Annotated in this window: 19 protein-coding genes and 1 pseudogene; 13 read left to right on the top strand and 7 right to left on the bottom strand. The window is 72.1% G+C overall.

All coding sequences use genetic code 11. The annotated features are described in order from the left end of the window. Nucleotides 1-103: 103 nt before the first annotated feature. The 5 genes from ACFY0P_RS35855 to ACFY0P_RS35835 all read left to right on the top strand — a co-directional run bounded on the left by ACFY0P_RS35855 (nucleotide 104) and on the right by ACFY0P_RS35835 (nucleotide 6,619). Nucleotides 104-1,078 (top strand): ABC transporter ATP-binding protein, encoded by a 975-nt coding sequence (locus ACFY0P_RS35855; protein WP_388923208.1) that lies wholly within the window; start codon nucleotides 104-106, stop codon nucleotides 1,076-1,078. Continuing rightward, nucleotides 1,075-2,439: an ABC transporter permease gene (locus ACFY0P_RS35850; protein WP_388922880.1), complete on the top strand. Its 1,365-nt coding sequence runs from the start codon at nucleotides 1,075-1,077 to the stop codon at nucleotides 2,437-2,439. Before ACFY0P_RS35855 ends, ACFY0P_RS35850 begins: the two co-directional genes overlap by 4 nt. A 14-nt stretch (nucleotides 2,440-2,453) precedes the next feature. After that, the gene (locus ACFY0P_RS35845; RefSeq protein ID WP_388922877.1) at nucleotides 2,454-5,207 is read left to right on the top strand and encodes an alkaline phosphatase family protein; all 2,754 of its coding nucleotides are present in this window, start codon (nucleotides 2,454-2,456) and stop codon (nucleotides 5,205-5,207) included. A gap of 147 nt (nucleotides 5,208-5,354) precedes the next feature. Next, complete coding sequence (locus ACFY0P_RS35840) at nucleotides 5,355-6,236, top strand: NAD(P)-dependent oxidoreductase (protein WP_388922875.1); 882 nt, start codon at nucleotides 5,355-5,357, stop codon at nucleotides 6,234-6,236. Between the two features lie 107 nt (nucleotides 6,237-6,343). Next, complete coding sequence (locus ACFY0P_RS35835; RefSeq protein WP_089102439.1) at nucleotides 6,344-6,619, top strand: DUF1876 domain-containing protein; 276 nt, start codon at nucleotides 6,344-6,346, stop codon at nucleotides 6,617-6,619. 42 nt (nucleotides 6,620-6,661) lie between these two features. Here ACFY0P_RS35835 and ACFY0P_RS35830 read toward each other — a convergent pair whose 3' ends face one another. The 4 genes and pseudogenes from ACFY0P_RS35830 to ACFY0P_RS35815 all read right to left on the bottom strand — a co-directional run. Next, entirely contained in the window at nucleotides 6,662-7,831 is a 1,170-nt protein-coding gene (locus tag ACFY0P_RS35830; protein ID WP_388922872.1) for a serine hydrolase domain-containing protein, read from the bottom strand. A gap of 100 nt (nucleotides 7,832-7,931) precedes the next feature. Next, on the bottom strand, nucleotides 7,932-8,336 hold the full coding sequence (locus ACFY0P_RS35825; RefSeq protein WP_352365832.1) for an organic hydroperoxide resistance protein: 405 nt from the start codon (nucleotides 8,334-8,336) through the stop codon (nucleotides 7,932-7,934). 175 nt (nucleotides 8,337-8,511) lie between these two features. Then, nucleotides 8,512-8,988, bottom strand: coding sequence for a MarR family winged helix-turn-helix transcriptional regulator (locus tag ACFY0P_RS35820; RefSeq protein WP_388922869.1), 477 nt, complete (start codon nucleotides 8,986-8,988; stop codon nucleotides 8,512-8,514). Between the two features lie 10 nt (nucleotides 8,989-8,998). Further along, nucleotides 8,999-9,245: pseudogene (locus ACFY0P_RS35815) on the bottom strand (hypothetical protein); the annotation flags it as partial. A 394-nt stretch (nucleotides 9,246-9,639) separates the two neighbouring features. On the opposite strand from ACFY0P_RS35815, the gene ACFY0P_RS35810 reads away from it, so the two are divergent. Beyond that, nucleotides 9,640-9,987, top strand: coding sequence for an SsgA family sporulation/cell division regulator (locus ACFY0P_RS35810; RefSeq protein WP_388922866.1), 348 nt, complete (start codon nucleotides 9,640-9,642; stop codon nucleotides 9,985-9,987). Nucleotides 9,988-9,998: 11 nt separating this feature from the next. On the opposite strand, the gene ACFY0P_RS35805 is transcribed toward ACFY0P_RS35810, so the two are convergent. From ACFY0P_RS35805 to ACFY0P_RS35795, 3 genes are all read right to left on the bottom strand, one after another. Further along, nucleotides 9,999-11,672, bottom strand: a complete 1,674-nt coding sequence (locus tag ACFY0P_RS35805; protein WP_388922863.1) for a penicillin-binding transpeptidase domain-containing protein — start codon at nucleotides 11,670-11,672, stop codon at nucleotides 9,999-10,001. Nucleotides 11,673-11,774: 102 nt separating this feature from the next. Next, nucleotides 11,775-13,385, bottom strand: a complete 1,611-nt coding sequence (locus ACFY0P_RS35800) for a penicillin-binding transpeptidase domain-containing protein (RefSeq protein WP_388922860.1) — start codon at nucleotides 13,383-13,385, stop codon at nucleotides 11,775-11,777. Nucleotides 13,386-13,541: 156 nt separating this feature from the next. Continuing rightward, a complete protein-coding gene (locus ACFY0P_RS35795; protein WP_388922858.1) occupies nucleotides 13,542-15,332 on the bottom strand; it encodes a dolichyl-phosphate-mannose--protein mannosyltransferase in 1,791 nt (596 codons plus the stop codon). A gap of 130 nt (nucleotides 15,333-15,462) precedes the next feature. Between ACFY0P_RS35795 and rsmI the strand changes: the two genes are divergently transcribed. The 7 genes from rsmI to ACFY0P_RS35760 all read left to right on the top strand — a co-directional run bounded on the left by rsmI (nucleotide 15,463) and on the right by ACFY0P_RS35760 (nucleotide 23,194). Continuing rightward, on the top strand, nucleotides 15,463-16,311 hold the full coding sequence (rsmI, locus tag ACFY0P_RS35790) for a 16S rRNA (cytidine(1402)-2'-O)-methyltransferase (RefSeq protein ID WP_388922855.1): 849 nt from the start codon (nucleotides 15,463-15,465) through the stop codon (nucleotides 16,309-16,311). Between the two features lie 457 nt (nucleotides 16,312-16,768). Further along, nucleotides 16,769-17,182: a hypothetical protein gene (locus ACFY0P_RS35785; protein ID WP_388922852.1), complete on the top strand. Its 414-nt coding sequence runs from the start codon at nucleotides 16,769-16,771 to the stop codon at nucleotides 17,180-17,182. 46 nt (nucleotides 17,183-17,228) lie between these two features. Beyond that, entirely contained in the window at nucleotides 17,229-18,161 is a 933-nt protein-coding gene (locus ACFY0P_RS35780) for a TatD family hydrolase (RefSeq protein ID WP_388922849.1), read from the top strand. Nucleotides 18,162-18,318: 157 nt separating this feature from the next. Continuing rightward, nucleotides 18,319-19,719, top strand: a complete 1,401-nt coding sequence (locus ACFY0P_RS35775; protein ID WP_388922846.1) for a ubiquitin-like domain-containing protein — start codon at nucleotides 18,319-18,321, stop codon at nucleotides 19,717-19,719. 63 nt (nucleotides 19,720-19,782) lie between these two features. Continuing rightward, nucleotides 19,783-20,688: a 16S rRNA (adenine(1518)-N(6)/adenine(1519)-N(6))-dimethyltransferase RsmA gene (rsmA, locus tag ACFY0P_RS35770; protein WP_388922843.1), complete on the top strand. Its 906-nt coding sequence runs from the start codon at nucleotides 19,783-19,785 to the stop codon at nucleotides 20,686-20,688. After that, on the top strand, nucleotides 20,685-21,596 hold the full coding sequence (locus ACFY0P_RS35765; protein WP_388922840.1) for a 4-(cytidine 5'-diphospho)-2-C-methyl-D-erythritol kinase: 912 nt from the start codon (nucleotides 20,685-20,687) through the stop codon (nucleotides 21,594-21,596). Before rsmA ends, ACFY0P_RS35765 begins: the two co-directional genes overlap by 4 nt. Nucleotides 21,597-21,856: 260 nt before the next feature. Continuing rightward, on the top strand, nucleotides 21,857-23,194 hold the full coding sequence (locus tag ACFY0P_RS35760; protein ID WP_388922837.1) for a hypothetical protein: 1,338 nt from the start codon (nucleotides 21,857-21,859) through the stop codon (nucleotides 23,192-23,194). Nucleotide 23,195 lies beyond the last annotated feature (1 nt).

Genomic DNA, 23,195 nt, shown 5'->3' with positions numbered 1-23,195 from the left:
CTTGACGAACCGTTCCTCGGCCGTTCAGACGACCGTCTGTGCCTGGGATGTGTGTTCTCCATAAAGTCCCTGCGGATTGCGGAAGAAGGGACGCATGGGACTGATGGACACACCTCACGCAGTCCGGGCACGCGGGATCAGCAAGTGCTTCGGTGACGTCGTCGCGCTGGACGCCGTGGACCTGGACGTGACACAGGGTCAGATCCATGGCCTGGTCGGGCCGAACGGCGCCGGCAAGACGACGCTGCTCGGCCTGCTGCTGGGGCTGGCCGTCGCCGACGCCGGCCGGCTGGAGATCCTGGGCGCGCCGGTCGAACGGGCGCTCACGGCTCCCGACGGCGTCGCCGGGTTCGTGGACGCGCCCGGTCTCTACCCCTCGCTCACCGCCCGGCAGAACCTCGCCGCGCTGGCCACGCTGCGCGGTCTCGACACGAGGACCGCGCGAACCGCGGAGGCCTCGGGGACCGGGGGGATCGACGACGTACTCGCCGAAGTCGGGCTCACGGACGTCGCCGACGACAAGACCCGCGGCTTCTCCCTCGGCATGCGCCAGCGGCTCGGGCTCGCCGCCGCCCTGCTCACCCGGCCCCGGCTGCTCGTCCTCGACGAGCCCTCCAACGGCCTCGACCCGGCCGGCAAGAGGCACGTGCACGGCGTCCTCACCCGGCTCGCCGCCGACGGCACCGCCGTGGTGCTCTCCAGCCACCGGATGGACGACCTGGAAGCGCTGTGCTCCGAGGTCACCATCCTCGCCACCGGCCGCGTCGTCTTCTCCGGCCCGCTGACCAAGCTGGCCGCCGAGAACCGTGAACTCGACTACCGGCTGCGCACCTCCGACGCCGAGGCCGCACGCCGGCTCGCCGCCGACGTGGCCGGCGTCCGGATCGTCGACGACACCGGCCTCGGCCTGCGCAAGGACCCCGACGTGCTCGTCGTACGCGCCCTGGTGCCCGCCCTCGACGAACTCGTCGCGGAGGTCGTGCGGTCGGGCGTCGCGGTGCGCGAACTCGCCCCCGTCGTATCGCCCCTCGAAGCCGCGTTCCTCGCCCTCACCGAGCACCAGGAGACCGGACGATGACCGCGACCACCGCCACCGCCCCCACCGGCACGGAACCCGTCGGCACCCGTCGCGTCCCGGTGTCGCGCGGTTACCGCTTCGAGCTGGTGAAGCTGGTCTCGCAGTGGCGGATCCGGCTGCTGGTGCTCGCCTGCTGGATCGCGCCGGGGCTGTTCGTCGCGGGGGTCAGCCGGCAGAGCACACTGCCCGCCGACACGCTCTTCGGACGCTGGATGCACGCGACCGGCTGGGCCGGGCCGCTGGTGATGCTGGGCTTCGCGGGCACCTGGGCGCTGCCGCTGCTGACGTCGGTGGTCGCCGGCGACGTGTTCGCCGCCGAGGACCGGCTCGGCACCTGGCGCCACCTGCTGGTGGCGGTCCGCTCACCCGCGCGGATCTTCGCGGCGAAGTCGCTGGCCAGCCTCACCGTCATCCTGCTGCTGGTGGCCGGACTGGCCGCCTCCAGCACGGTGGGCGGTCTTGCGTCGGTCGGCAACCAGCCGCTGGTCGGCCTCGACGGCCACCTGCTGTCGCCCGGTGACGCGGCAGGACGGGTCCTGCTCGCCTGGCTCGCGGCCCTCGCCCCGACCCTCTCCCTCGCCGCGATCGGGCTGCTCGGCTCGGTCGCCCTCGGCCGCTCCCCGATGGGCCTGCTGCTGCCCCCGATCATCGCGCTCGCGATGTCCGTCGCCCAGATGCTGCCGCTGCCCGTCGCCGTGCGCCTCGCCCTGCCCGGCTACGCCTTCATCTCCTGGAACGGCCTGTTCACCAGCCCCGCGCAGCTCGCCCCGCTGCTGATCGGCGTCGCGGTGAGCCTGGCGTGGGCGGTGCTCGCCACGGTCCTCGCCCATGTGCTGTTCGTACGGCGGGACTTCACCAACCCGGCCTACGACGGCTCCGGGCGCCGCGCGCTCACCCTCGGCGTGCTGCCGCTGGCCGCGCTGACCGCCGTCACCGTCGGCGCGGTCGCCGTGGCCGGCCCGTCGGCGGGCTCCGGGATCGAACAGGACAAGGTGCAGAAGTCGCTCGCCACGGTCTTCGGCCACCTCTACCGGTTGCAGACCGAGCAGCTGCACCGGCCCGCCGTCACCGAGGCCCAGCTGAAGGCCACGGCGGCATGCACCAAGAGCGACGGCCAGTCCGCCCAGGAGGGCGCGGGCAACGACTGGCGTTGCGTCGTCAGCTGGCACCTCCCCGGCGTCACGGCCGTCACGGGGACGGCGGTCTACCAGCTCGACATCACCTCGGACGGGCGGTTCGTGGCCGACGGCGACGGTCCCAAGGAAGTCAACGGCTACTTCCTGGTACGGACCTCGACCGGCGACGCCCCGAATCCGCTGTGGCAGTTCGACGGCAACGTCGACCTGCTCGAAACCCACTGAAGGGAAACAGTTCCGTGCAGGTAACCCGCCAGCGCCGGATCAACGAGAAGAAGCAGATCCACCTCTTCGGCAGGCACGTCGGCCGCCGCACCCTGCTGGTGACGGCGGGTATCGCCGTCGCCCTCGGGGTCACGGGCACCGCGGTCGCCTCGACCTACCAGTTCGGCACCCAGCAGGTCGGCCAGACCACCGCCAACGGCCAGGTCGTCTCCGCCGACCAGTACATCAACCCCTACGGCACCCGCGGCGTCATCAACGACGGCAAGATCATGTCGTCGACGGTCAGCCCGGACGGCACCCAGCTCGCCGCCTCGATCGCCGACGGCGACGCCTCCCTGGTCGTCGTGGATCTGGCGACCGGTCAGGTCAAGCAGAAGATCGGCACCAACGCGGCCGACAACCTGCGCATCAGCAGCGGCGCGGTCGGCCAGGAAGGCCCGACCTACTCGCCCGACGGCAAGCAGCTGTGGCTGGGCCAGGCGAACGGCTACACCAAGTTCACCGTCAACGCCGACGGCACCCTCGCCAACCCGACGGCCGTCAACATCGCGGCCGACGGCTCCAAGCAGGCGCTGGTGGGCGCCGCCGTGTTCTCCGCCGACGGCTCCACCGTGTACTCGGCGGTCAACGGCCAGAACAAGGTGGTCGCCATAGACGCGGCGACCGGCACGATCAAGCAGACCTGGGCGGTCGGCAACGCCCCGCGCGGCCTCGCGCTGGTCGACGGCAAGCTCTACGTCAGCAACGAGGGCGGGCGCCCGGCCAAGGCCGGCGACACCACCGTCAACTCCTACGGCACCAACGTGGTCGCCGACCCCGAGACCGGCGCCAGCACCACCGGCACGGTCAGCGTCATCGACACCGCGGACCCGTCCGCCGCCGTCGGCACCATCGACGTCGGCCTGCACCCGACCGCCGTGTACGCGAGCAAGGGCGCGGTGTTCGTCACCAACACCGCCGACAACAGCGTGTCGGTCATCGACAGCCGCAAGGACAAGGTCGTCCAGACCATCTCCGCCCAGCCGTGGCCCGAGGCGTCCGTCGGCTACGAGCCCAACGCGGTCACCCTGACCGACGACGGCCGCCTCCTGGTGACGCTCGGCCGCGCCAACGCCGTCGCCGTCTACCGCTACACCTCCGCGCAGCAGCCCGCCCGCTACGTCGGCCTGCTCCCCACCGACTACTTCCCGTCGGGGATCACCGCTCTCGGCAAGAAGATCGTCGTCGCCAACACCCGCGGCGTCGACGCACTCCGTCCCGACGCCGCCGGGCACAACACGCACGACACCACGTCGAGCGTCACCCAGTTCACGATGCCGAGCGACCAGGTCGTCAGGGCCGAGACGAACAAGGTGTTCAAGCAGAACGGCTGGACGTCCAACTCGGTCAAGACCGCGAAGAGCAACAGCCACAAGAAGGCCGTTCCGGTCCCGAAGCGGATCGGCGACCCGTCGACGATCAAGCACGTCTTCCTGCTCGTCAAGGAGAACCGCACCTACGACCAGGTCTTCGGCGACCTGCCGCAGGGCAACGGAAACTCCTCGCTCACCCAGTTCGGCGAGAACGTCACGCCGAACCAGCACGCGCTGGCCCAGCAGTTCGGCCTGTACGACAACTTCTACGACATCGGCACGAACTCCGCCGAGGGCCACAACTGGCTGATGCAGTCGGACAACCCGGAGTACACCGAGTCGTCGGCCGGCGAGTACACGCGCAGCTACGACACCGAGGACGACGTCCTCGGCCACCAGAAGACCGGGTTCATCTGGACCGGAGCGCAGGCGGCCGGTAAGTCCGTGAAGGACTTCGGCGAGTTCCAGTCGTACGAGAGCAAGCCCGCCGGGGCGACCTGGCAGAACCTGTACTGCGACAGCAAGAACATGGCCGCGACGGGGGCCCAGACCGCCTACCCGATCAAGACGGGCTCGGCGATCCCCTCGCTCAACGACGTGTCGGTGCAGGGCTTCCCGCTGTTCGACCTCAACGTCCCGGACATCTACAAAGAGCAGATCTGGAAGCAGGACTTCGAGAAGAACGGCCCGGCGAACCTGAACATGTTCTGGTTCTCCAACGACCACACCGGCGGCCCCGCGAACGCCGCCGCCGAGGTCGCCGACAACGACCTCGCGGTCGGCCGCATGGTCGACGAGATCACCCACAGCAAGTACTGGAAGGACTCGGCGATCTTCGTCGTCGAGGACGACTCCCAGGCCGGCCTCGACCACGTCGACGGCCACCGCGCCCCGGTCCAGGTCATCAGCCCGTACGCCCAGCACGGCACGGTCGACGACCACTACTACTCGCAGATCACCATGGTCCGCACCATCGAGCAGATCCTCGGGGTGCACCCGATGAACCAGCTCGACAGCGCGGCCACCCCGATGTACGGGGCATTCACGGGCAAGGCGGACGACACGCCGTTCACGGCGGTCCCGAACCGGACCTCGCTGACCCTCGGCGTGAACCCGCAGCCGGCCTGCGGCTCGGACACCCCGGCGGCCCAGGACGCCCACGCGGCGGCCGCGCCGACGTCGGTCGCCGTCCCGGCGGCCGAGGCCAAGGTCGCGGCGCAGTGGCGGACGTGGGCCTCGCACCAGCGGCTGACCGGCAAGAACGCGGTGCCGGACTACGCGAACCCCACCCAGATGAACCGTTACACCTGGTACCAGACCCACAACTGGACCAAGCCCTACCCCGGCGACAAGAAGGTCTACGCACCGAACGACGTACCGGGCGCCTACCTCCCCTCGGCGGAGAACGACGGCTGACCCAGCCGCCCGCGCCAGGGGACCCCGGTCGGCGGACCGGGGTCCCCTGCGTTTTCCGGCGCTTCGCCGGGATACCTGGATGCCGCGCGCCGGGCGGCCCGAGGTACGTCAAGCTGGCTGCGGAACGTACGAGGACAGGGAGAGGTCATGACCGACAAGCCGACCGTGGGCGTGCTGGGCACCGGCATCATGGGCGCCGCGATGGCCCGCAACCTCCTGAAGGCCGGGCACACCGTCCGCGCGTGGAACCGCACCCGTGCCAAGGCCGAGCCCCTCGCGGCCGACGGCGCGCAGGTCACCGGCACGCCGGCCGAGGCCGTCGAGGGCGCCGACGTCGTCCTGACCATGCTGTACGACGGAGCCACCGCCCTGGAGGCCCTGCGCGAGGCGGCCGGGTCGCTGCGTCCCGGGGCCGTCTGGGTCCAGTCGACCACCGCGGGCCTCGACCAGGTCCCCGCACTGGCCGCGTTCGCCGCGGAGCACGACCTGGTCTTCTACGACGCCCCGGTCCTCGGCACCCGCCAGCCCGCCGAGGCCGGACAGCTCACCGTCCTGGCCGCGGGGCCCGAGCAGGGCCGGGAGAAGGTCACGCCCGTCTTCGACGCCGTCGGCGCCCGCACGGTGTGGACCGGCGACGACGGGTCCTCGGCCGCCGCGACCCGGCTCAAGCTGGTCGCCAACAGCTGGGTCCTCGCGGCCACCGCGGCGACCGGCGAGGTCCTCGCCCTGGCCCAGGGCCTCGGCGTGGACCCGCAGCGCTTCTTCGACCTGATCGCGGGCGGCCCCCTCGACATGGGCTACCTGCGGGCCAAGGCCGGCCTGATCCTGGACGGAGGGCTGACCCCGCCGTCGTTCGCGGTGGACACTGCCGGGAAGGACGCCCGGCTGATCGTCGCGGCCGGCGCCAGCCACGGCGTGCGCCTCGACGTCGCCCAGGCGGCCGCCGAACGCTTCGCCCGCGCCGCCGCCCAGGGGCACGCCGACGAGGACATGGCCGCCGCGTACTTCGCCAGCTTCGACGACAAGTAGGGGGCCGCGCGGGGGAGAGCGGTGAAGCGGGCCCGGTCGACGTGACGGGCCGGGCCCCGGAGGAGCACCCTGGAAGCAGCGATTCCGGAGGTGGTCCCGTGATGAACATGATGAAAACCGCTGTGGGATGGCATGTCGAGATGGAGTTCCTGGAGGACGACACGCACACGCGCGCGGTGGCCCTGGTACGCCTGCCCGACGGCACCGAGGTACGGGCGCACGGCCACGCGAGCCGGCACGAGTCCGACAGCAACCAGCCCAGAGTCGGCGAGGAGATCGCCGGCGCCCGCGCCCTGAACGAACTGGCCATGCAGTTGCTGTCCAAGGCGCACGGTGAGATCGACGCGTTGTCGGGGCGGCACTCGCACCCGATCAACGTGTGAGAGACGCGGAGGCGAAGGCGCGCGCGGGAGCGCGCACGGTGGTTACGACAGCGCCGTGCGCACCGCGCGCACCAGCGCCTGCGCCCGCGGGTCCGCCGTCACGCTCTTGCGGAAGCCGTTGGTGACATAGCCGAAGGCGATCCCCGACTCGGGGTCCGCGAAGGCGAGCGCGCCGCCGCGGCCCGGGTGGCCGAAGGAGGCGGGAGAGAGCAGCGGGGACGCGCTGCCGTGCAGCATGTAGCCGAGGCCGAAGCGGGTGGAGACGACCAGCACCCGGTCGGGACCTGCGGACTGCTCGGCACGGGCCAGCTCCACGGTCTCCGGCGTGAACAGCCGCCTGCCGCCGTCGACCTCGCCGATCAGAGACGCGTAGAAGCGGGCCAGGCCGTCGGCGGTGGCGACGCCGTTGGAGGCGGGGAGGGCGGCCGCGCGGTAGGCGGGGTCGTTCTCGTCCGGGAGCGGGCTGATCGCGCCGAACGCCCGGCGGGTCAGCGAGCCGGGGTCCGCGTACGCCTCGGAGACGGCCCGCTTGGGCCGGGTCCGCAGCGCGCCCGCGGTCGCGGGCCCCTCGACGGGCCCCACGCGCCCCACGCGCGCCTGCTCCGCCTCCGGCAGCCCGAGCCACAGCTCGGCACCGGCCGGACCGGCGATCTCCGCCGCGATCCACTCGCCGACGGTCCGCCCGGTCACCCGCCGCACCAGCTCGCAGGTCAGCCAGCTGTACGTCTGCGCGTGGTAGCCGTGGTCGGTGCCCGGCTCCCACACCGGCGCCTGCGCCGCCACGGCCGCCGCGCCGAGGTCGGGGTCGGCGGCCTCCGCGGGTGTGAGCGGCCGGTCCAGCACCGGTACGCCCGCGCGGTGCGCGAGCAGGTGCCGTACCAGCGTCCGCTCCTTGCCGGCCGCCTTGTACTCCGGCCAGAGGTCGCCCACCGGCGCGTCCAGGTCCAGCTCGCCGCGCTGGTTCAGGAGCAGCAGGACGGCGGCGGCGACGCCCTTGGTCGCCGAGCGCACGATCTGGGCGGTGCGGTGCTCCCAGGGCGTGTCGCCGGCGTCTCCGTCGAAGTCCCGGGCGCCGCCCCACAGGTCGACGACCCGGTGCCCGTCCCGGTACACGGCCACCGCCGCACCCCGGTCCCCGAGCAGCTCGAAGTTGCTCGCGAACGCGTCCCTGACCGGCTCGAAGCCCGCCGCCACAGTGCCGTGCACGTCCACGTCCGGATCCCTCCACCCACTCGCTGGTGACAGTGAGTGGAACATGGCCGCGGGGTCCCGGATTCCTCGGTACGACGTGGTCTGCGGCACGTGCCCGGGGTCAGCCGAGCACGATCGTCACCTCGATGTTCCCGCGCGTCGCGTTCGAGTACGGGCACACCTCGTGGGCGGCGTCCACCAGCTTCGCCGCGATGTCCGCGTCCAGCACCGGGAGCGAGACGCTGAGGGCGACCGCGAGGCCGTAGCCGCGTTGCTTGTTGGGGCCGATGCCGACCTTCGCGGCGACCGTGGAGCCGGTCAGGTCGTAGCCCGCGCGGTTGCCGACGAGGATCAGCGCGTTGTGGAAGCAGGCGCTGTAGCCCGCCGCGAACAGCTGCTCCGGGTTGGTGCCGTTGCCGTCCCCGCCCAGCTCCGGCGGCATCGCGACCTTGAGGTCGATCTGGCCGTCCTGACTGCTGACATACCCGTCCCGGCCGCCGTGCGCGGTCGCCTCGGCGACGTACATGATCTTCGTCGGACGAGAGTCGACGGTGGCGCCTTCGATCACGGCGGGACCTCCCCCAGGGCGGAAACGGTGGTGGGCAACACAGAAGTGTGCAAGCACATCGTGCACAAGGTACCGACCGGTAGGAAGCCCTTTGACTACCAGGGGGGTGGAAACCGTGGGTAACAGAAGAGGGCTACGTGAGCCTGGGCGCCGCCGCCCGGCCCGCCCGGTCCGCGAGCTCCCGCAACTCCTCACGCAGCCGCGCCACGTCGGCCCCGTCGAGCCCGGTCGTGGTGAGCAGGGCGCCGGGGATGCGCGCCGCGCGCTCCCGCAGTTCCTCCGCGCGCCCGGTGCACGCGACGAGCACCGAGCGCTCGTCCCGCTCCGAGCGCTCCCTGCGCACCAGACCCGCCCCCTCCAGCCGCTTCAGCAGCGGCGACACCGTGCCGTAGTCGAGCCGGAGCGCCTCCGCCAGCTCCTTCACCGTGGTCTCGCCCCGCTCCCACAGAACGAGCAGGACGAGGTACTGCGGGTAGGTGAGCCCGAGTTCGTCGAGGAGCGGGCGGTAGGCGGCGGTCACGGCGCGCTGCGCGGCGTACAGCGCGAAGCACAGCTGGTCGTCCAGCCGCGGCGGCCCTGTGGGGGGCCCGGCGTCCTCTTGATGCGTCACGCGCCCATTGTCACGGACGCGGGACGAACCCGAAGGGCAGTTCCAGGCGGTGGGCGCGCATCAGGTCCTCGTCGGCGAGGAGTTCGGCGGTGGGCCCGCCGGCGGCGCTGCCCGGAGGACAGGTGGTGCGGCGGGCGTTCGGCGAAGTCGCTCATGCCGACGTGTTCCAGGCCGGCACGCACGCGTGCCTCCAGCTCGGCGCCCTTCAGGCCGGCCGCCGCCGGTCCGAACGCCACGTCCTCGCGGACCGTCGGCACGCCATGTGCCGCCTGCCCACCCTTCTTTCCGGGCAGGGGAAGCCGGATGGCCGCCGGGGCGAGCCGGCGTCTCGGGAGGGGACGGCACTGGGGCTTACGTCAAGCAGGTGCGGCGACTCGGAGTCGAGGGACCGGTGGCCGGGCGAGGGTGACGGGCCGGGAGAGATCACCCGGACGGGTGATGCTGATCGATGATGTGCGCGGCCGGGGAGCGCGCGGGCTAGTTCGCGGCAGCGGCCTATGACGAAATTTTGCAAGAGCGGGAAGGTCGTCACATCTGGAATCGGGTGCGAGGGCGGGGCTTCCGAAAGCGTATTCCGGAAAATGTGCGACATTGGATAAGAAAGCGGATGCACAGCTTTCGCACAGAACACGGAGCGTAAAGGGCAGTCCGATGTCTGTAGTCGAGCAGTATGCGCGAGCCCACATCGTCACGGACGAGGACGCGCGGGACGAGCCGCCCGCGGTGCCCGTCGTTCTGCGCTACGACCCTGACGCCGATCCGAGGACGGTGCGGGTGGGCCTCCCCGGCACGGACGAGTGGACGTTCTCGCGCTCGCTGCTGGAGCAAGGCCTCAGGGCGCCCGCCGAGAGCGGCGACGTACGCGTGTGGCCGCTCGGGCGGGTCCAGGCCGTGGTGGAGTTCCACTCCGACCACGGCACGTCGGTGGTGCAGTTCGAGTCGAAGGCGCTGCTGCGCTTCCTGCGGCGGACCTACATGGCCACCCCCGTGGCCGGCTGACGCCCCTCCCGCTACAGCGAGGAGCCGAGCTTCAGCAGTGCCGCCACGATCGGGCCGGCCGTGTCGCCGCCGTGCCCGCCCGCCTGGACCACGCCCGCCGCGGCGAAGTCCCCGCAGTAGGCGGTGAACCAGCCGTTGGGCTTCTTCTGGCCGTCGACCTCGGCCGAGCCCGTCTTGGCGCCGCAGCTCGAACTCAGGCCCGACATCGCCTTGGCCGCCGTACCGTACGCCGCCGTGTACTGCATGACCTCCTTCAGCTGCGACTGCGTCTTCGACGACATCGTCCGCGAGGCCTTCGCGATCGTCCGGTTGTCGACGCTCGGGGCGACCAGGTAGGGCTGGTGGAAGGAGCCGGTGTCCACCGTGGCCGACACCGACGCCATGTTCAGCGGGTTCATGCGCACCCCGCCCTGCCCGATCAGCGAGGCGCCCATCTGCGCGCCGCTCTGCACCGGGACCGAGCCGTCGAAGGTCGGGACGCCGATGGCCCAGTTGTTCATGCCGAGGCCGTAGACCTGCTGGGCCTCGGTGGTCAGATCGCTGTTGGAGAGCTTGGGGGCGAAGTTGATGAAGGCGTTGTTGCAGGACGCGCCGAAGCTCACCTTGAACGTGCCCTGCTTGATCTCGGAGTCGTCGTCGTTGTGGAACGTCCACCCGGCGAGCTTGTAGGTCTTCGGGCAGGGGTGCGACGCGTCCGGGGTGATGAGCCCCTTCTCGAACAGCATCGTCGACGTGACGATCTTCATCGTGGAGCCGGGCGCCAGCGAGCCCTGGAAGGCCACGTTGAAGCCGTGGCTGGAGTTGGCGACGGCGAGGACCTCGCCGGTCGACGGGCGCATCATCACGACCGAGGCGTTCTTCTGCGTGGTGACCTGCTTCTCGGCGGCCGCCTGCAGGGTCGGGCTGAGCGTGGTCTTCACGGTGCCCGGCGTGCCCTTGCTGAGCTCCAGGAGCGTCTTGTCGGACAGCTTCGCCTTCTCCGACGCCGCGCCGCGCACCACGCGCAGCTCGACGCCCGCCTTGCCGCCGGCCTTCTTGCCGAACTTCTCCCGCAGCCCGTCGAGGACCGAGCCCAGCGACGGGTACTTGGCGGTGGTGATCTCCCCGCCGTCGCGGTCCAGGGCCTTGATGGGCGGGGTGCCGGACTCGCCGGTGACCAGGGTGTCGCCGTCCGAGAGGTCCGGGTGGACGACCGCGGCGTGCCAGTTCACCACCGGCTTGCCGTCGCTGGTCCGGCGGATGACGGTGAACGCGGAGTCGTACGCCAGCGGCTTGCTGATGCCCTTGTACGACACCGTCGCCTTCACGGAGAACGGGACCTTGCCGTCGGTGCGGGTGCCCTCGGTGAGGGTGACGCCCGTGACGTGGGCGTCCTTGGTGTAGCCGGTGAGGAGCTTGATGCAGGCCTTGCTGTCGTCCGTGACGGCGGCGGCCTGGGTGACCTTGCCCTGCTGCCAGGACGACAGGAAGGTGCGCGCCGTCGTCTGCACCTCGGTGGCGGACAGCGGGCCGGTCTTGACGGGCTTGTGGTCGGCCGTCCTCGCCGTCGACGCCGCGTCGGCGGCCCCGCCGTCGTACAGCGCGTAGAGGCCGAAGCCCACGCCGCCGACGACGACGGCGATCACCCCGCCGACGACGGCGGGTCTGTGCTTCCGTCGCTCGGCGACGCGCCTTCTCTTGCCCACTGGTCAGTTCCTCCGCGCATTCCCCAGGGTCCCCGCCGCCCCGTAGCCCTCACGCTCCCCAACGACGGCACCAGCCTAGAGTCCCGGCCTGTGGGGGTGACGTCAGCCACCGATCCGTAGCACGCTTGCGACAATCGGACCGGCCGCGTCGATGCCGTGGCCGCCGTCCTGGGTCATGGCCGCGGCCGCCACGTCGTTGCGGTAGCCGGCGAACCAGCTGTTCGACTTGGACTGGCCGTCGACCTCCGCCGAACCCGTCTTGGCGCCGATGCTGCCGCTCAGCCCGCGCATGACCCCGGCCGCGGTGCCGCTGGTCGCGGTGCGGTTCATCATGGCGCGCAGCTGCGCGACCGTGCCGGCCGACAGACCCTTGGCGGTCGCCAGTTCACGGCCGTCCAGCTTCTGCGGGACGAGCACCGGCTGCCGGAAGGTCCCGGTCATCGCGGTCGCCGCCACCGACGCCATGTTCAGCGGGGACATCTGCACCTGGCCCTGGCCGATCAGGTTGGCCGCGGTGTCCGGGCCGCCGGAGGCGGGGACCCGGCCGTCGAAGCTCGGGATGCCGACCTTCCAGTTGTTCTTCCCGAGCCCGAACCGGTCCTCGGCCTCCTTGGTGAGCGAGTCGACCTGGACCGAGTCGGCGTACTTCACGAACGCCGTGTTGCAGGAGCGCGCGAAGCTGTCCGAGAGGGTGGCCTTCTCGTCCGGCTCAAGTCCCTTGAGGTTGCTGAAGGTCTGGCTCTGCCAGGTCGCGGTCGGCGGACAGGGCGCCGGGCCGTACGCCGTCGTCAGGCCGGTGTCGATGAGGGTGGCCGCGCTGATGATCTTCATGGTGGAGCCGGGCGCCAGCTCGCCGAGGAAGGCCGCGTTGAAGCCGTCCTCGCGGTGGTTGGCGACCGCCAGCACCTCGCCGGTGCTGGGCTTGACGGCCACCACCGACGACTCGGCGTACTTCGTCACCGCGGTCTCGGCGGCGGCCTGCACGCGCGCGTCGAGCGTCGTCCGCAGCTTGCCCGCCTTCCCCTCCGCGAGGGTCAGCAGCGTGGTGTCGGCGGACTCCTCGGACGCGTGCTGGATGACCAGCTCCACGCCCGGGGTGCCGCCCGTCCTGTCGCCGTACCGGCTGCGCAGCTCGTCCAGGATCGGGCCCAGGGACGGGTACTTGTCCTTGGTGAGGACCTGGCCGTTGCGGTCCACGGCCTCGATGGGCGGGCTCGCCGCCTCGCCGGTGGACAGGGTGTCGCCGCGCTTCAGTTCCGGGTGGATCACGGACGGGGCCCAGTCGACCAGCGCGCGGTGCGTGGTCTCGCCGCGCACGACGGTCAGACGGCTCTTGTAGGCGAGCGGCTTCGACTTCCCGCCGTACGACACGGTCGCCTTCACGCTGTACGGCACGGTGGCGCCGGTCGCCTTGCCGGGCGTGATGTGCACGTCCTTGATGTGCGCCACGTCGCTGAAGGAGGTGAGCACCGGTTCGGCGTCGGCGGAGTCGTTCGTGTACGACGCCGCGGTGGCCGACTGGCCCTTCTCCCAGGCCGCGAAGAACTTCTGCGTGGTGTCCTTGATCTCGTCCTGCGTCGGCGGCCCGGTCCGCACGGCCGGTGTGCTGTCACCGTGGAGCGCCGACAGCACGTTGTAGGCGCCGTACCCGCCCCCGCCCAGTACGGCTGCGCAGACGCCGCCGATCAGGGCACCCTTGACCCCCTTGCGCATGGTGCGAAAATCCCTCCCCGTGAGCTTTTGCCGCATTTTGTGAACGCGTTCAAAAGCTGGTCGTGAGTCGCACTCTAGGTCGTTGTGGGGACCCTGTGGCAGGGGTTGACCGATTGTTGGCCGAACTGTTGGCCGAACGGAGAGCAGGGATGTGGCTCACACCCAGGTATCGAGCCACATCCTCGACCGCCACTGGTCGATGGGAATCGCCGTGCCCGTGTACAGCGGCCAGAAGTAGATGAAGTTCCAGACGATCAGCAGCACCAGGACGCCCGCACTCGACGCGCCGACCAGCCGGCGGGTGTCGCCGGAGCCCGGCGGGCCGATGATCGCGCCGATCATCATCGCCACCGCGAGACACAGGAACGGCACGAAGACGACGGCGTAGAAGAGGAAGATCGTGCGCTCCTGGTACATGAACCAGGGCAGGTAACCGGCCGCGATGCCGCACGCGATCGCGCCCGCCCGCCAGTCGCGGCGGAACGCCCACCGCCACAGGATGTAGGCGATCGCGAAGCAGGCCGCCCACCACAGCAGCGGGGTGCCGATCGCGAGCACCTCGCGGGCGCACTTCTGGCCGGCGTCCGACGGGCAGCCGTCCACACCCGGGGACGGCGACTCGTAGTAGTACGACACCGGGCGGCCCAGCACCAGCCAGGACCACGGGTTCGACATGTACGTGTGCGGCGACGACAGGCCGACGTGGAAGAGGTACACCTCGTGCTCGTAGTGCCACAGACTGCGCAGCCAGTCCGGCAGGAACGTCCAGCTTCCGCCCTTGCCGTCGGTGGCCGCCCAGCTGCGGAAGTAGCCGCCGGTGCCGTCGGTGGGGGAGAGGATCCAGCCGATCCAGGACGTCAGGTAGACGGCGATCGCCACCGGGACCGTCGCCAGGAACGTGATCCCCGTGTCGTGCGCCAGGACCGCCTTGTACGGGTGCCGGGCACCGCCCACCTTGCGTGCGCCCACGTCCCACAGCAGGGCCATCACGCAGAACGCGGCCAGGATGTAGAGGGCGTTCCACTTGGTGCCGAGCGCGAGGCCCAGCAGCAGGCCCGCGGCCCAGCGCCAGGGACGCCACCCGAAGCGGAAACCGTCGGCCACGCGCGCGTCCGGGCGGACCCGGCCGTCCGCGTCCGGCGGCAGCGCGGCCGCCAGCTTCGCCCGCGCCCTGTCCCGGTCGATGACCAGGCAGCCGAACGCGGCCAGCACGAAGAACATCAGCACTCCGTCGAGCAGCGAGGTGCGGCTCATCACGAAGTGCAGTCCGTCCACCGCCATCAGCCCGCCCGCCAGGCAGCCCAGGAAGGTGGACCGGAACATCCGGCGCCCGATCCGGCACAGCAGCAGCACGCTCAGCGTGCCGAGCAGCGCCGTCATGAACCGCCAGCCGAACGGATTGAAGCCGAAGATCAGCTCCCCGAGTCCGATGACGTACTTGCCCACCGGCGGGTGCACGACGTACGCGGCGTCCACCGGGATGCCGACGTGACCGGCCTTCTGCAGGATCAGGTCGTTGGCGTTCTTGTCCCAGTTGACCTCGAAACCGCGGTGGACCAGCGCCCACGCGTCCTTCGCGTAGTACGTCTCGTCGAATATCACCGCCTTCGGGCTGCCCAGGTTCCAGAACCGCAGCAGGCCCGCCACCAGCGTCACCAGCAGCGGACCGACCCAGCCCGACCAGCGCGTGATCCGCTCGGCGAGCACCGGCGGCACTCCCAGGGCGAGCCACAGCCGGGAGCTGGGCTCCGCGTACGGCGGCACCAGGCGGTCGATGACGTCGGTGTGCGTGCCGGAGCCCGTGGCGCCTCTGTCACCGGGGGTCTGCGCCGTGTGCGCCGGGCTCGCCGGGTAGCCGAACCGGCGCAGCCGCTGCTGCCACGTCGGCCGCTCGTCGAGCGCTGCCTGGCCCTGCCGGGTGTCCGTGGAGGACGCGGTACTGGTCACCGCGCCATCGTAGGGAACCGTTCTGTGTGAGTCCCGTGCAATGGGGCTTCACGGTGGGTTCCTTTGCGTTCACCGCCCCGGGCGTCCGCGGGGGGACGGCGCTGTCGGTGGCGGCTGCGAGGATGGAGGCGTGACTGGAACCCTTGTCCTCGCAGGCACCCCCATCGGCGACGTCGCGGACGCGCCGCCCCGGCTCGCCGCGGAACTGACCGGCGCCGACGTGATCGCGGCCGAGGACACGCGGCGGCTGCGGTGGCTCACCCAGGCGCTCGGTGTGACGCCCAAGGGGCGCGTGGTGTCGTACTTCGAGGGCAACGAGGCCGCCCGCACACCGGAGCTGGTCGAGGAGCTCGTCGGCGGCGCGCGCGTGCTGCTCGTGACCGACGCCGGGATGCCGTCCGTCTCCGACCCCGGCTACCGGCTGGTCGCGGCCGCCGTGGAGAAGGAGATCAGGGTCACGGCCGTCCCGGGGCCGTCCGCCGTGCTCACCGCGCTCGCGCTGTCCGGGCTGCCCGTCGACCGGTTCTGCTTCGAGGGGTTCCTGCCCCGCAAGGCGGGCGAGCGCCGCTCCCGCCTCCAGGAGGTCGCCGAGGAGCGCCGCACCCTCGTCTACTTCGAGGCACCGCACCGCCTCGACGACACCCTCGCCGCCATGGCCGAGGTCTTCGGCGCCGAGCGGCGGGCCGCCGTCTGCCGTGAGCTGACCAAGACGTACGAGGAGGTGCGGCGCGGACCGCTGGCCGAGCTGGCGGTGTGGGCCGCCGACGGGGTGCGCGGCGAGATCACCGTCGTCGTCGAGGGCGCGCCCGAGCGAGGGCCGGAGGAACTCGACGCGGCGGAACTGGTGCGGCGGGTGCGGGTGCGGGAGGAGGCCGGCGAGCGCCGCAAGGAGGCGATCGCGGCGGTGGCGGTGGAGGCGGGGATTGCGAAGCGAGTTGTTTTCGACGCCGTGGTCGCCGCCAAGCGTGCGGATGGGTGAGGGAGGTTTCGGGCGCGCCGTCCTGGTTGCTTCTGTGTAGTTGTGTGCGGGGCGGTGGAGGCTGGTCGCGCAGTTCCCCGCGCCCCTGAAAGGGGCGCTCGGGTCCCGGGGTTCCAAGGGGGCGCTCCTTGATCCTTGAGCGGGTCGCTCCTCCTCTGAGCGTGCGCCCCTGACCTGCGGCGATATGTCCTCTGAGCGGGGTGCTTCTCCTCTGAGCGCGCGCCCCACGGGACGGTAAAGCGGGGGCGGGAAACGCAAAGCCCAGCCCTCTGCGGCGAGGCCGATTTGGCAAGCAGAATCCAAATCGCCTCCAACACTCGGCAGGCCTGTCGCATTCGCGTCGGTGAAGGCGTCCACTGGTCAGCAGGGACGCACCCGTCCCTCACCCCCATGGGATTCCGGGGGGAATCCCCGCGCCGGGGGTGCGTGCTTGTCCAAGCGGACAAGAGGAGCTGGCATGAGTGAGATCGCAGGGCAGACCGGCCTCCGCGGTGCGGCCACAGCCGTCGTCCACGAGTCGTATTCCTTCGCCTGCATGCGATGCGGGCACGGCTGGGAGCAGTCGTACGAGATAGAGCACCACACCGACGCCGACAACCACGAGTTCGTCAAGTACGTGGCGAACGGCCGGGTCGTTCCGTCTCCGCTGAGCAGGCCCGCGTGCCAGAACTGCGACGGCCAGGTCCTGCGGATCATGCGCGCGGGACAGGTCTCGTCGGTGCGGAACGCGGCGCAGCGGTCGCATCAGCCGTCGGCGCAGGGCCGTCCGGCCGGGCCGGCCGAGGTGACGGAGGCGTCCGCAGAGGTCAAGGAGCCGCACCACTGGCATCTGTCGGATCTCCTGCATCCCTTCCAGCGCAAGGCGAGCTGACCCGGGCGCCGATCCGGCCGGCATGCCCCTTTCGTAGGATCGGGGCATGCCTTCGAACGCCCCCGGTACGGCCTCCCGTACGGCCGACAAGAACGCGGCGCCGCCGCTCCCGGAACCCCTCCGGGTGCCCGTCGCCGACTCCCACACCCACCTCGACATGCAGTCCGGCACGGTCGAGGAGGGCCTCGCGAAGGCCGCGTCGGTGGGTGTGACGACCGTCGTCCAGGTCGGCTGCGACATCAAGGGCTCGCGGTGGGCGGCCGACACCGCAGCCGCGCACGCGAACGTCCACGCGACCGTCGCCCTGCACCCCAACGAGGCCCCGCGCATCGTGCACGGGGATCCTGGGGGCACCTCCCAGCCCCCTGGGGCTGGGGGAGGCTGGTCCAGGCAGGGGGCCCGGGCCGGGGGCGGGGACGCGGCGCTGGACGAGGCGCTCGCCGAGATCGACCGGCTGGCCGGACTGCCCCAGGTGAAGGGCGTCGGCGAGACCGGGCTCGACTACTTCCGGACCGGGCCCGAGGGCAAGTCGGCCCAGGAGCGCTCCTTCCGCGCCCACATCGAGATCGCCAAGCGGCACGGCAAGGCCCTCGTCATCCACGACCGCGACGCCCACGCCGACGTCCTGCGTGTCCTCAAGGAGGAGGGCGCCCCCGGGCGGACCGTGTTCCACTGCTACTCCGGGGACGCCGAGATGGCCGAGGAGTGCGCCCGCGAGGGCTACTTCATGTCCTTCGCCGGCAACGTCACCTTCAAGAACGCCCAGAACCTGCGGGACGCGGTGGCGGTGGCTCCCCTGGAACTGCTCCTCGTGGAGACCGACGCGCCCTTCCTGACCCCGGCGCCGTACCGCGGACGGCCCAACGCCCCGTATCTCATTCCGGTCACGGTGCGCGCGATGGCCGCCGTGCGCGGCATCGACGAGGACGCGCTGGCGACGGCCCTGGGCGCGAACACGGCCCGTGCCTTCGACTACTGAGGGTGTATCGATCATAACTGGCGCATAACGTTCGCGAGGGCGCGGCTTCGGTCTGCGCGCGACCGTGTGTAGTCGTGCCGCTTTGGAGAGTGACGACCGCTCCGCTAGGTTCTGGGGGCCCGATCCGGACCCCTCTGGCCCTCTGGAGCGTGTCGGCGTGAGCACATCGCAATACGAGACGTCTGGGGCGTACGACCCCTATGGCGCGCCCGGAGTGCACGGCGCGCAGGAGGCGTACGGCGTGCACGACGCCGAGACGCTGGGATACGGCACGGCGTACGGGGGTGACACCTACCAGCCGGCGTACGAGGCCTCGGCGCAGGCGGCGCGGTCGCAGGTCACCGAGCAGGAGCTGCCGCGGCAGGGCGAGCGTGGGGCGGCGGAGGAGGCGCGCGAGGCGGGTGTGCGTGCCGTGGCCGGGCGCCGCGCCGCGCGCCGGCGCAAGGCGCGGAACTCCCGGCGCCCCGAGTCCGCCGTGCGACGGTTGCTGCCGCAGGCGCTCGTCGTCGCGTTCCTCGCGGGCGGCACCACCGCGTTCCTCGCCAAGGACAAGGCGATCGAGCTGACCGTGGACGGCAAGCCGCGCACCCTGCACACGTTCGCGGACGACGTGACCGGCCTGCTGGCCGAGGAGGGCGTGCCGGTCGGGGCGCACGACGTGGTCGCGCCCGCCCCCGGCACGGCCCTGGCCAGCGGCGACGAGGTCGCGGTGCGCTACGGCCGCCCCGTGCGGCTCACGCTGGACGGCGAACGGCGCGAGGTGTGGACGACGGCGCGCACGGTGGACGGGGCGCTCAGACAACTCGGGGTGCGTGCCGAGGGCGCGTACCTCTCGGCCTCGCGCTCCCAGAGCATCGGACGCGCCGGGCTCGCGCTCGACGTACGCACCGAGCGCACGGTCACGGTCCTCGCGGACGGCCGGACCCGGACCATCCGCACCAACGCCGCGACCGTCGGCGAGGCCGTCGAGGAGGCCGGGATCACCCTGCACGGCCAGGACACCACCTCCGTGTCCCAGTCCGGCTTCCCGCGCGACGGGCAGACGGTGACCGTGCTGCGCGTCACGGGCAGCAAGGAGGTGCGCGAGGAGACCATCCCGTTCCAGGTGCGGCGGACGACGGACCCGACCCTGTTCAAGGGCACCGAGGTGGTGGAGCGGGCCGGGCGGCCGGGGTTGCGCCGTGTGACGTACTACCTGCGGTCCGTCAACGGGGTCCGGCAGAAGCCGCGCCGCGAGACCTCCGAGGTGGTCCGCCCACCGCGCACCCAGCTCGTCAAGGTGGGGACCAAGCCGCACCCCGACTCCGTGACCGGCGCCGACGGCCTGGACTGGCACGGTCTCGCCGCCTGCGAGTCCGGCGGCCGCCCGCACGCGGTGGACCCCTCCGGGACGTACGGCGGGCTGTACCAGTTCGACACCCGCACCTGGCACAGCCTCGGCGGCGACGGGCGCCCGCAGGACGCCTCCGCCGAGGAACAGACGTTCCGCGCGAAGAAGCTCTACGTGAGCCGCGGCTCCACGCCCTGGCCGCACTGCGGGGCGCGGCTGCACAAGTGACCGGCGAAGCGGCCGCACGGGCGACCGGCCGGAGGCGTCCCCGGCGGCCCGTACCCTTGTCCCGTGAGCAGCCCCACCCCCGACTCCCTCCTCGGTCCCGCCGACATCCGTGAACTGGCGGCAGCGCTCGGTGTACGCCCCACCAAGCAGCGCGGCCAGAACTTCGTGATCGACGCCAACACGGTCCGCCGTATCGTCCGCACCGCCGAGGTCCGCCCGGACGACGTCGTCGTGGAGGTCGGCCCGGGGCTCGGGTCCCTCACGCTCGCGCTCCTGGAGGTCGCCGACCGGGTCACCGCCGTCGAGATCGACGACGTGCTGGCCGGCGCCCTGCCCGCGACGGTCACGGCGCGCATGCCGGCGCGCGCGGACCGGTTCGCGCTGGTCCACTCCGACGCGATGCACGTCACCGAGCTGCCGGGACCGCCGCCGACCGCACTCGTCGCGAACCTCCCCTACAACGTCGCCGTCCCCGTCCTCCTCCACATGCTCGACACCTTCCCGAGCATCGAGCGGACGCTGGTGATGGTGCAGTCCGAGGTCGCCGACCGGCTCGCCGCCGGACCCGGCAACAAGGTGTATGGCGTGCCGTCCGTCAAGGCCAACTGGTACGCCGAGGTAAAGCGTGCCGGTGCCATCGGGCGCAACGTCTTCTGGCCCGCGCCCAATGTCGACAGCGGACTCGTCTCCCTCGTCCGGCGCGCGGAGCCGCTGAAGACGACGGCCTCCAGGCGCGAGGTCTTCGCGGTCGTCGACGCGGCGTTCGCGCAGCGCCGCAAGACCCTGCGGGCGGCGCTCGCCGGCTGGGCCGGGTCCGCGGCGGCCGCCGAGGCGGCGCTGGTCGCGGCCGGGGTCTCCCCGCAGGCCCGCGGCGAGGCGCTGACCGTGGAGGAGTTCGCGAGGATCGCCGAAGCCGCGTCCATGCGGGGGACGACCCCCGCACCCCCGACGGAGGAGTCCGGTAAGTGAGCGTCACGGTACGCGTCCCCGCCAAGGTCAACGTGCAGCTCGCGGTGGGCGCCGCGCGCCCCGACGGCTTCCACGACCTGGCCAACGTCTTCCTCGCCGTCGGCCTCTACGACGAGGTCACGGTCAGGCCCGCCGACGAGCTGAGCGTGACCTGCGAGGGTCCGGACGCCGCCGAGGTCCCCCTCGACCGCACCAACCTCGCGGCGCGCGCCGCGCTCGCGCTCGCCGAGCGCCGGGGCATCGAACCCGCGGTGCACATCCACATCGCCAAGGACATCCCGGTCGCCGGCGGCATGGCCGGGGGGAGCGCGGACGGTGCGGGCGCGCTGCTCGCGTGCAACGAGCTCTGGCGCGCGGGCGCCTCCCGCGCCGAACTCCTCGCGATCTGCGCCGAGCTGGGCAGCGACGTGCCGTTCAGCCTGGTCGGCGGGGCGGCTCTCGGTATCGGGCGGGGCGAGCAGCTGACCGTGCTGGAGACCGGCGGCACCTTCCACTGGGTGTTCGCGATGGCCGAGCGGGGGCTGTCGACGCCGGCCGTCTTCCGCGAGTTCGACCGGCTGGCGCAGGGGCGGGACATTCCGGAGCCGGTGGCCTCGGCGGAGCTGCTGCAGGCGCTGGCGAAGGGCGACGCAGACGCGCTGGCCGCCGCCGTCTCCAACGACCTCCAGCCCGCGGCCCTGTCGCTCTTCCCGGAGCTCGCCGACACGCTGGACGCGGGGCGCGGGGCCGGAGCGCTCGCCGCGCTCGTCTCGGGCTCGGGGCCCACGACGGCCTTCCTCGCACGCGATCCGGAGGCGGCCACGAAGATCGCCGACGCCCTGCGGGCCTCCGGCACCTGCCGCACGGTCCGCACGGCGACGGCCCCCGCGCCGGGCGCGACGGTGACCCGCCCCGCCACAGCGCCGTGACAGGGCTGCGCAGGGCCATGGCCACGACGGCGCAGTCGGGCTGCGTGCCCGGCGAGGACACTCTCGGCCGGTCCGTCGAAGCTACGGCTCGGCAGCGCCCCGAAGGGCCGCTGGGGGTACCCCCCGGTTGAGGGCTAGGGGGGAGGAACTGCGCGACCAGTCACGACGGCGCAGCAGCCGGCACACGGCATATCGCGGCACTCGCAGCGGAGCGCATAGGCTCCGCTTCCGACGTGGGCGAGCGGCGAGGGAGCGCACACATGGGCACGGGGGACACGGACGCGGCCCGACTCGTCGCGGCCGTACGGCGCGGGGACGTCGAACAGGTCCGGGAACTGCTGGACGCCGACGCCGATCCGGACGCCCTCGACGGGAGCACGGCCCTGCCCGTGCTGTGCCGGGCGATCTCGGCGCACGACCAGCCGGTCGCCGAGGCCCTGGTGCAGGGCGGAGCCGACCCGCTGCGGCGGCTGCCCGACGGCACCACCCCGCTGCTGCGCGCGATGGAAGCCGGATCACCGGCACTGGCCTGGGCCGTCCTCCCCGAGGTGGCCCTCCACCCCGGGCCGCCGCGCGAGGAACTGCTGGACCACGCCCGCCGGCTGGCGGTGATCGACCCGGAGGCCGAACTGCGGCGCCGCACCGGCCTGCCGGGCCCCGCCGCGCGGACCCGGCAGGAGGACGAGAGCGGCTGCGGGCACGAGCGGCTCACGCTCGGCGGGCTGACGCTGGGCGACGCGCACGCGGCCTTCCTCACCGCCCTGGAGGCGAGGCTGCGGCTGCGCACGCCCTTCGCCGAACTGCTCGCGCGCGCCCTGACCCGCCCGGACCGCGACCACGCGGTGTGGGCGGAATCGACGTTGGTGCTGGGCGCGCGGCTGGACGACGACACCTGGGCCGAGGCCGCCCGGCTCGGCCACGACCCCGACCCGCTGCACCGGCTCTTCGCCGCGGACGTGCTGCTGAGCACGATCATCGCGGACGCCCAGCGCCGCGAGCCCGCCCTTCAGGACCGGGCCCTCGCCCTCGTTCCCTGGGCCGGGCGGGAGCGGGACACGGACGTGCTCTCCGTCCTGCTCAACGCGTTGACGTGGACGAGCGGCCCGGAGACCGGCGCCCTCGGCCTGGCGCACGTCACGCACCCCGATCCCCGGATCCGCGGTTTGGTGCCCGACCTGCTGGACTGCGCCGGGGGCGGGCTGCGCCCGGAGGGCCTGGCCGCCGTTCTCACCCTGGCCCGCGACCCGGACCCCGAAGTACGCGAGCGCACCTGCTTCTGGTTGTCGCACTACCGAGGTCCCGAGCCGGAGATCGGGGACGTGCTGGTCGAGCTCACGTACGACGAGCGGCAGCGCACGCGCGCGGAGGCGGTCGCGGCGCTCGCCGTCCGCGACGACCCGCGCTGCGTGGCGGCCGAGCACCGCATCGGACCCCTGGAGCCCGGCATCGACCCCGACACCCTGCCGCTGACCGCGGTGTGGTGGTACCAGCGGCGTCAGGGGGAGCAGAAGGAGGAGGAGCCGAAGGAGCAGCAGAAGGACGACGGCCGACCTGCGACTACCCTGGATGGGCGATCCATCCCCCGTGCGCAGGAGTGAA

The organism is Streptomyces sp. NPDC001714 (genome assembly GCF_042892755.1).
In the GTDB taxonomy this organism is placed as follows: Bacteria; Actinomycetota; Actinomycetes; order Streptomycetales; family Streptomycetaceae; genus Streptomyces.
The sequence above is the reverse complement of the archived record's forward strand: the minus strand, read 5'-3'. Positions and strand labels throughout refer to the sequence as shown.

What these genes read in the sequence shown, in the direction of transcription:
- ACFY0P_RS35785 (WP_388922852.1), top strand. Translation starts at nt 16,769, where the DNA reads ATGAGTGAGATCGCAGGGCAGACCGGCCTCCGCGGTGCGGCCACAGCC.
- ACFY0P_RS35825 (WP_352365832.1), bottom strand. Translation starts at nt 8,336, where the DNA reads ATGTACGTCGCCGAGGCGACCGCGCACGGCGGCCGGGACGGGTATGTC.
- ACFY0P_RS35810 (WP_388922866.1), top strand. Translation starts at nt 9,640, where the DNA reads ATGTCTGTAGTCGAGCAGTATGCGCGAGCCCACATCGTCACGGACGAG.
- ACFY0P_RS35840 (WP_388922875.1), top strand. Translation starts at nt 5,355, where the DNA reads ATGACCGACAAGCCGACCGTGGGCGTGCTGGGCACCGGCATCATGGGC.
- ACFY0P_RS35855 (WP_388923208.1), top strand. Translation starts at nt 104, where the DNA reads ATGGACACACCTCACGCAGTCCGGGCACGCGGGATCAGCAAGTGCTTC.
- ACFY0P_RS35835 (WP_089102439.1), top strand. Translation starts at nt 6,344, where the DNA reads ATGATGAAAACCGCTGTGGGATGGCATGTCGAGATGGAGTTCCTGGAG.
- ACFY0P_RS35800 (WP_388922860.1), bottom strand. Translation starts at nt 13,385, where the DNA reads ATGCGCAAGGGGGTCAAGGGTGCCCTGATCGGCGGCGTCTGCGCAGCC.
- ACFY0P_RS35780 (WP_388922849.1), top strand. Translation starts at nt 17,229, where the DNA reads ATGCCTTCGAACGCCCCCGGTACGGCCTCCCGTACGGCCGACAAGAAC.
- ACFY0P_RS35760 (WP_388922837.1), top strand. Translation starts at nt 21,857, where the DNA reads ATGGGCACGGGGGACACGGACGCGGCCCGACTCGTCGCGGCCGTACGG.
- ACFY0P_RS35850 (WP_388922880.1), top strand. Translation starts at nt 1,075, where the DNA reads ATGACCGCGACCACCGCCACCGCCCCCACCGGCACGGAACCCGTCGGC.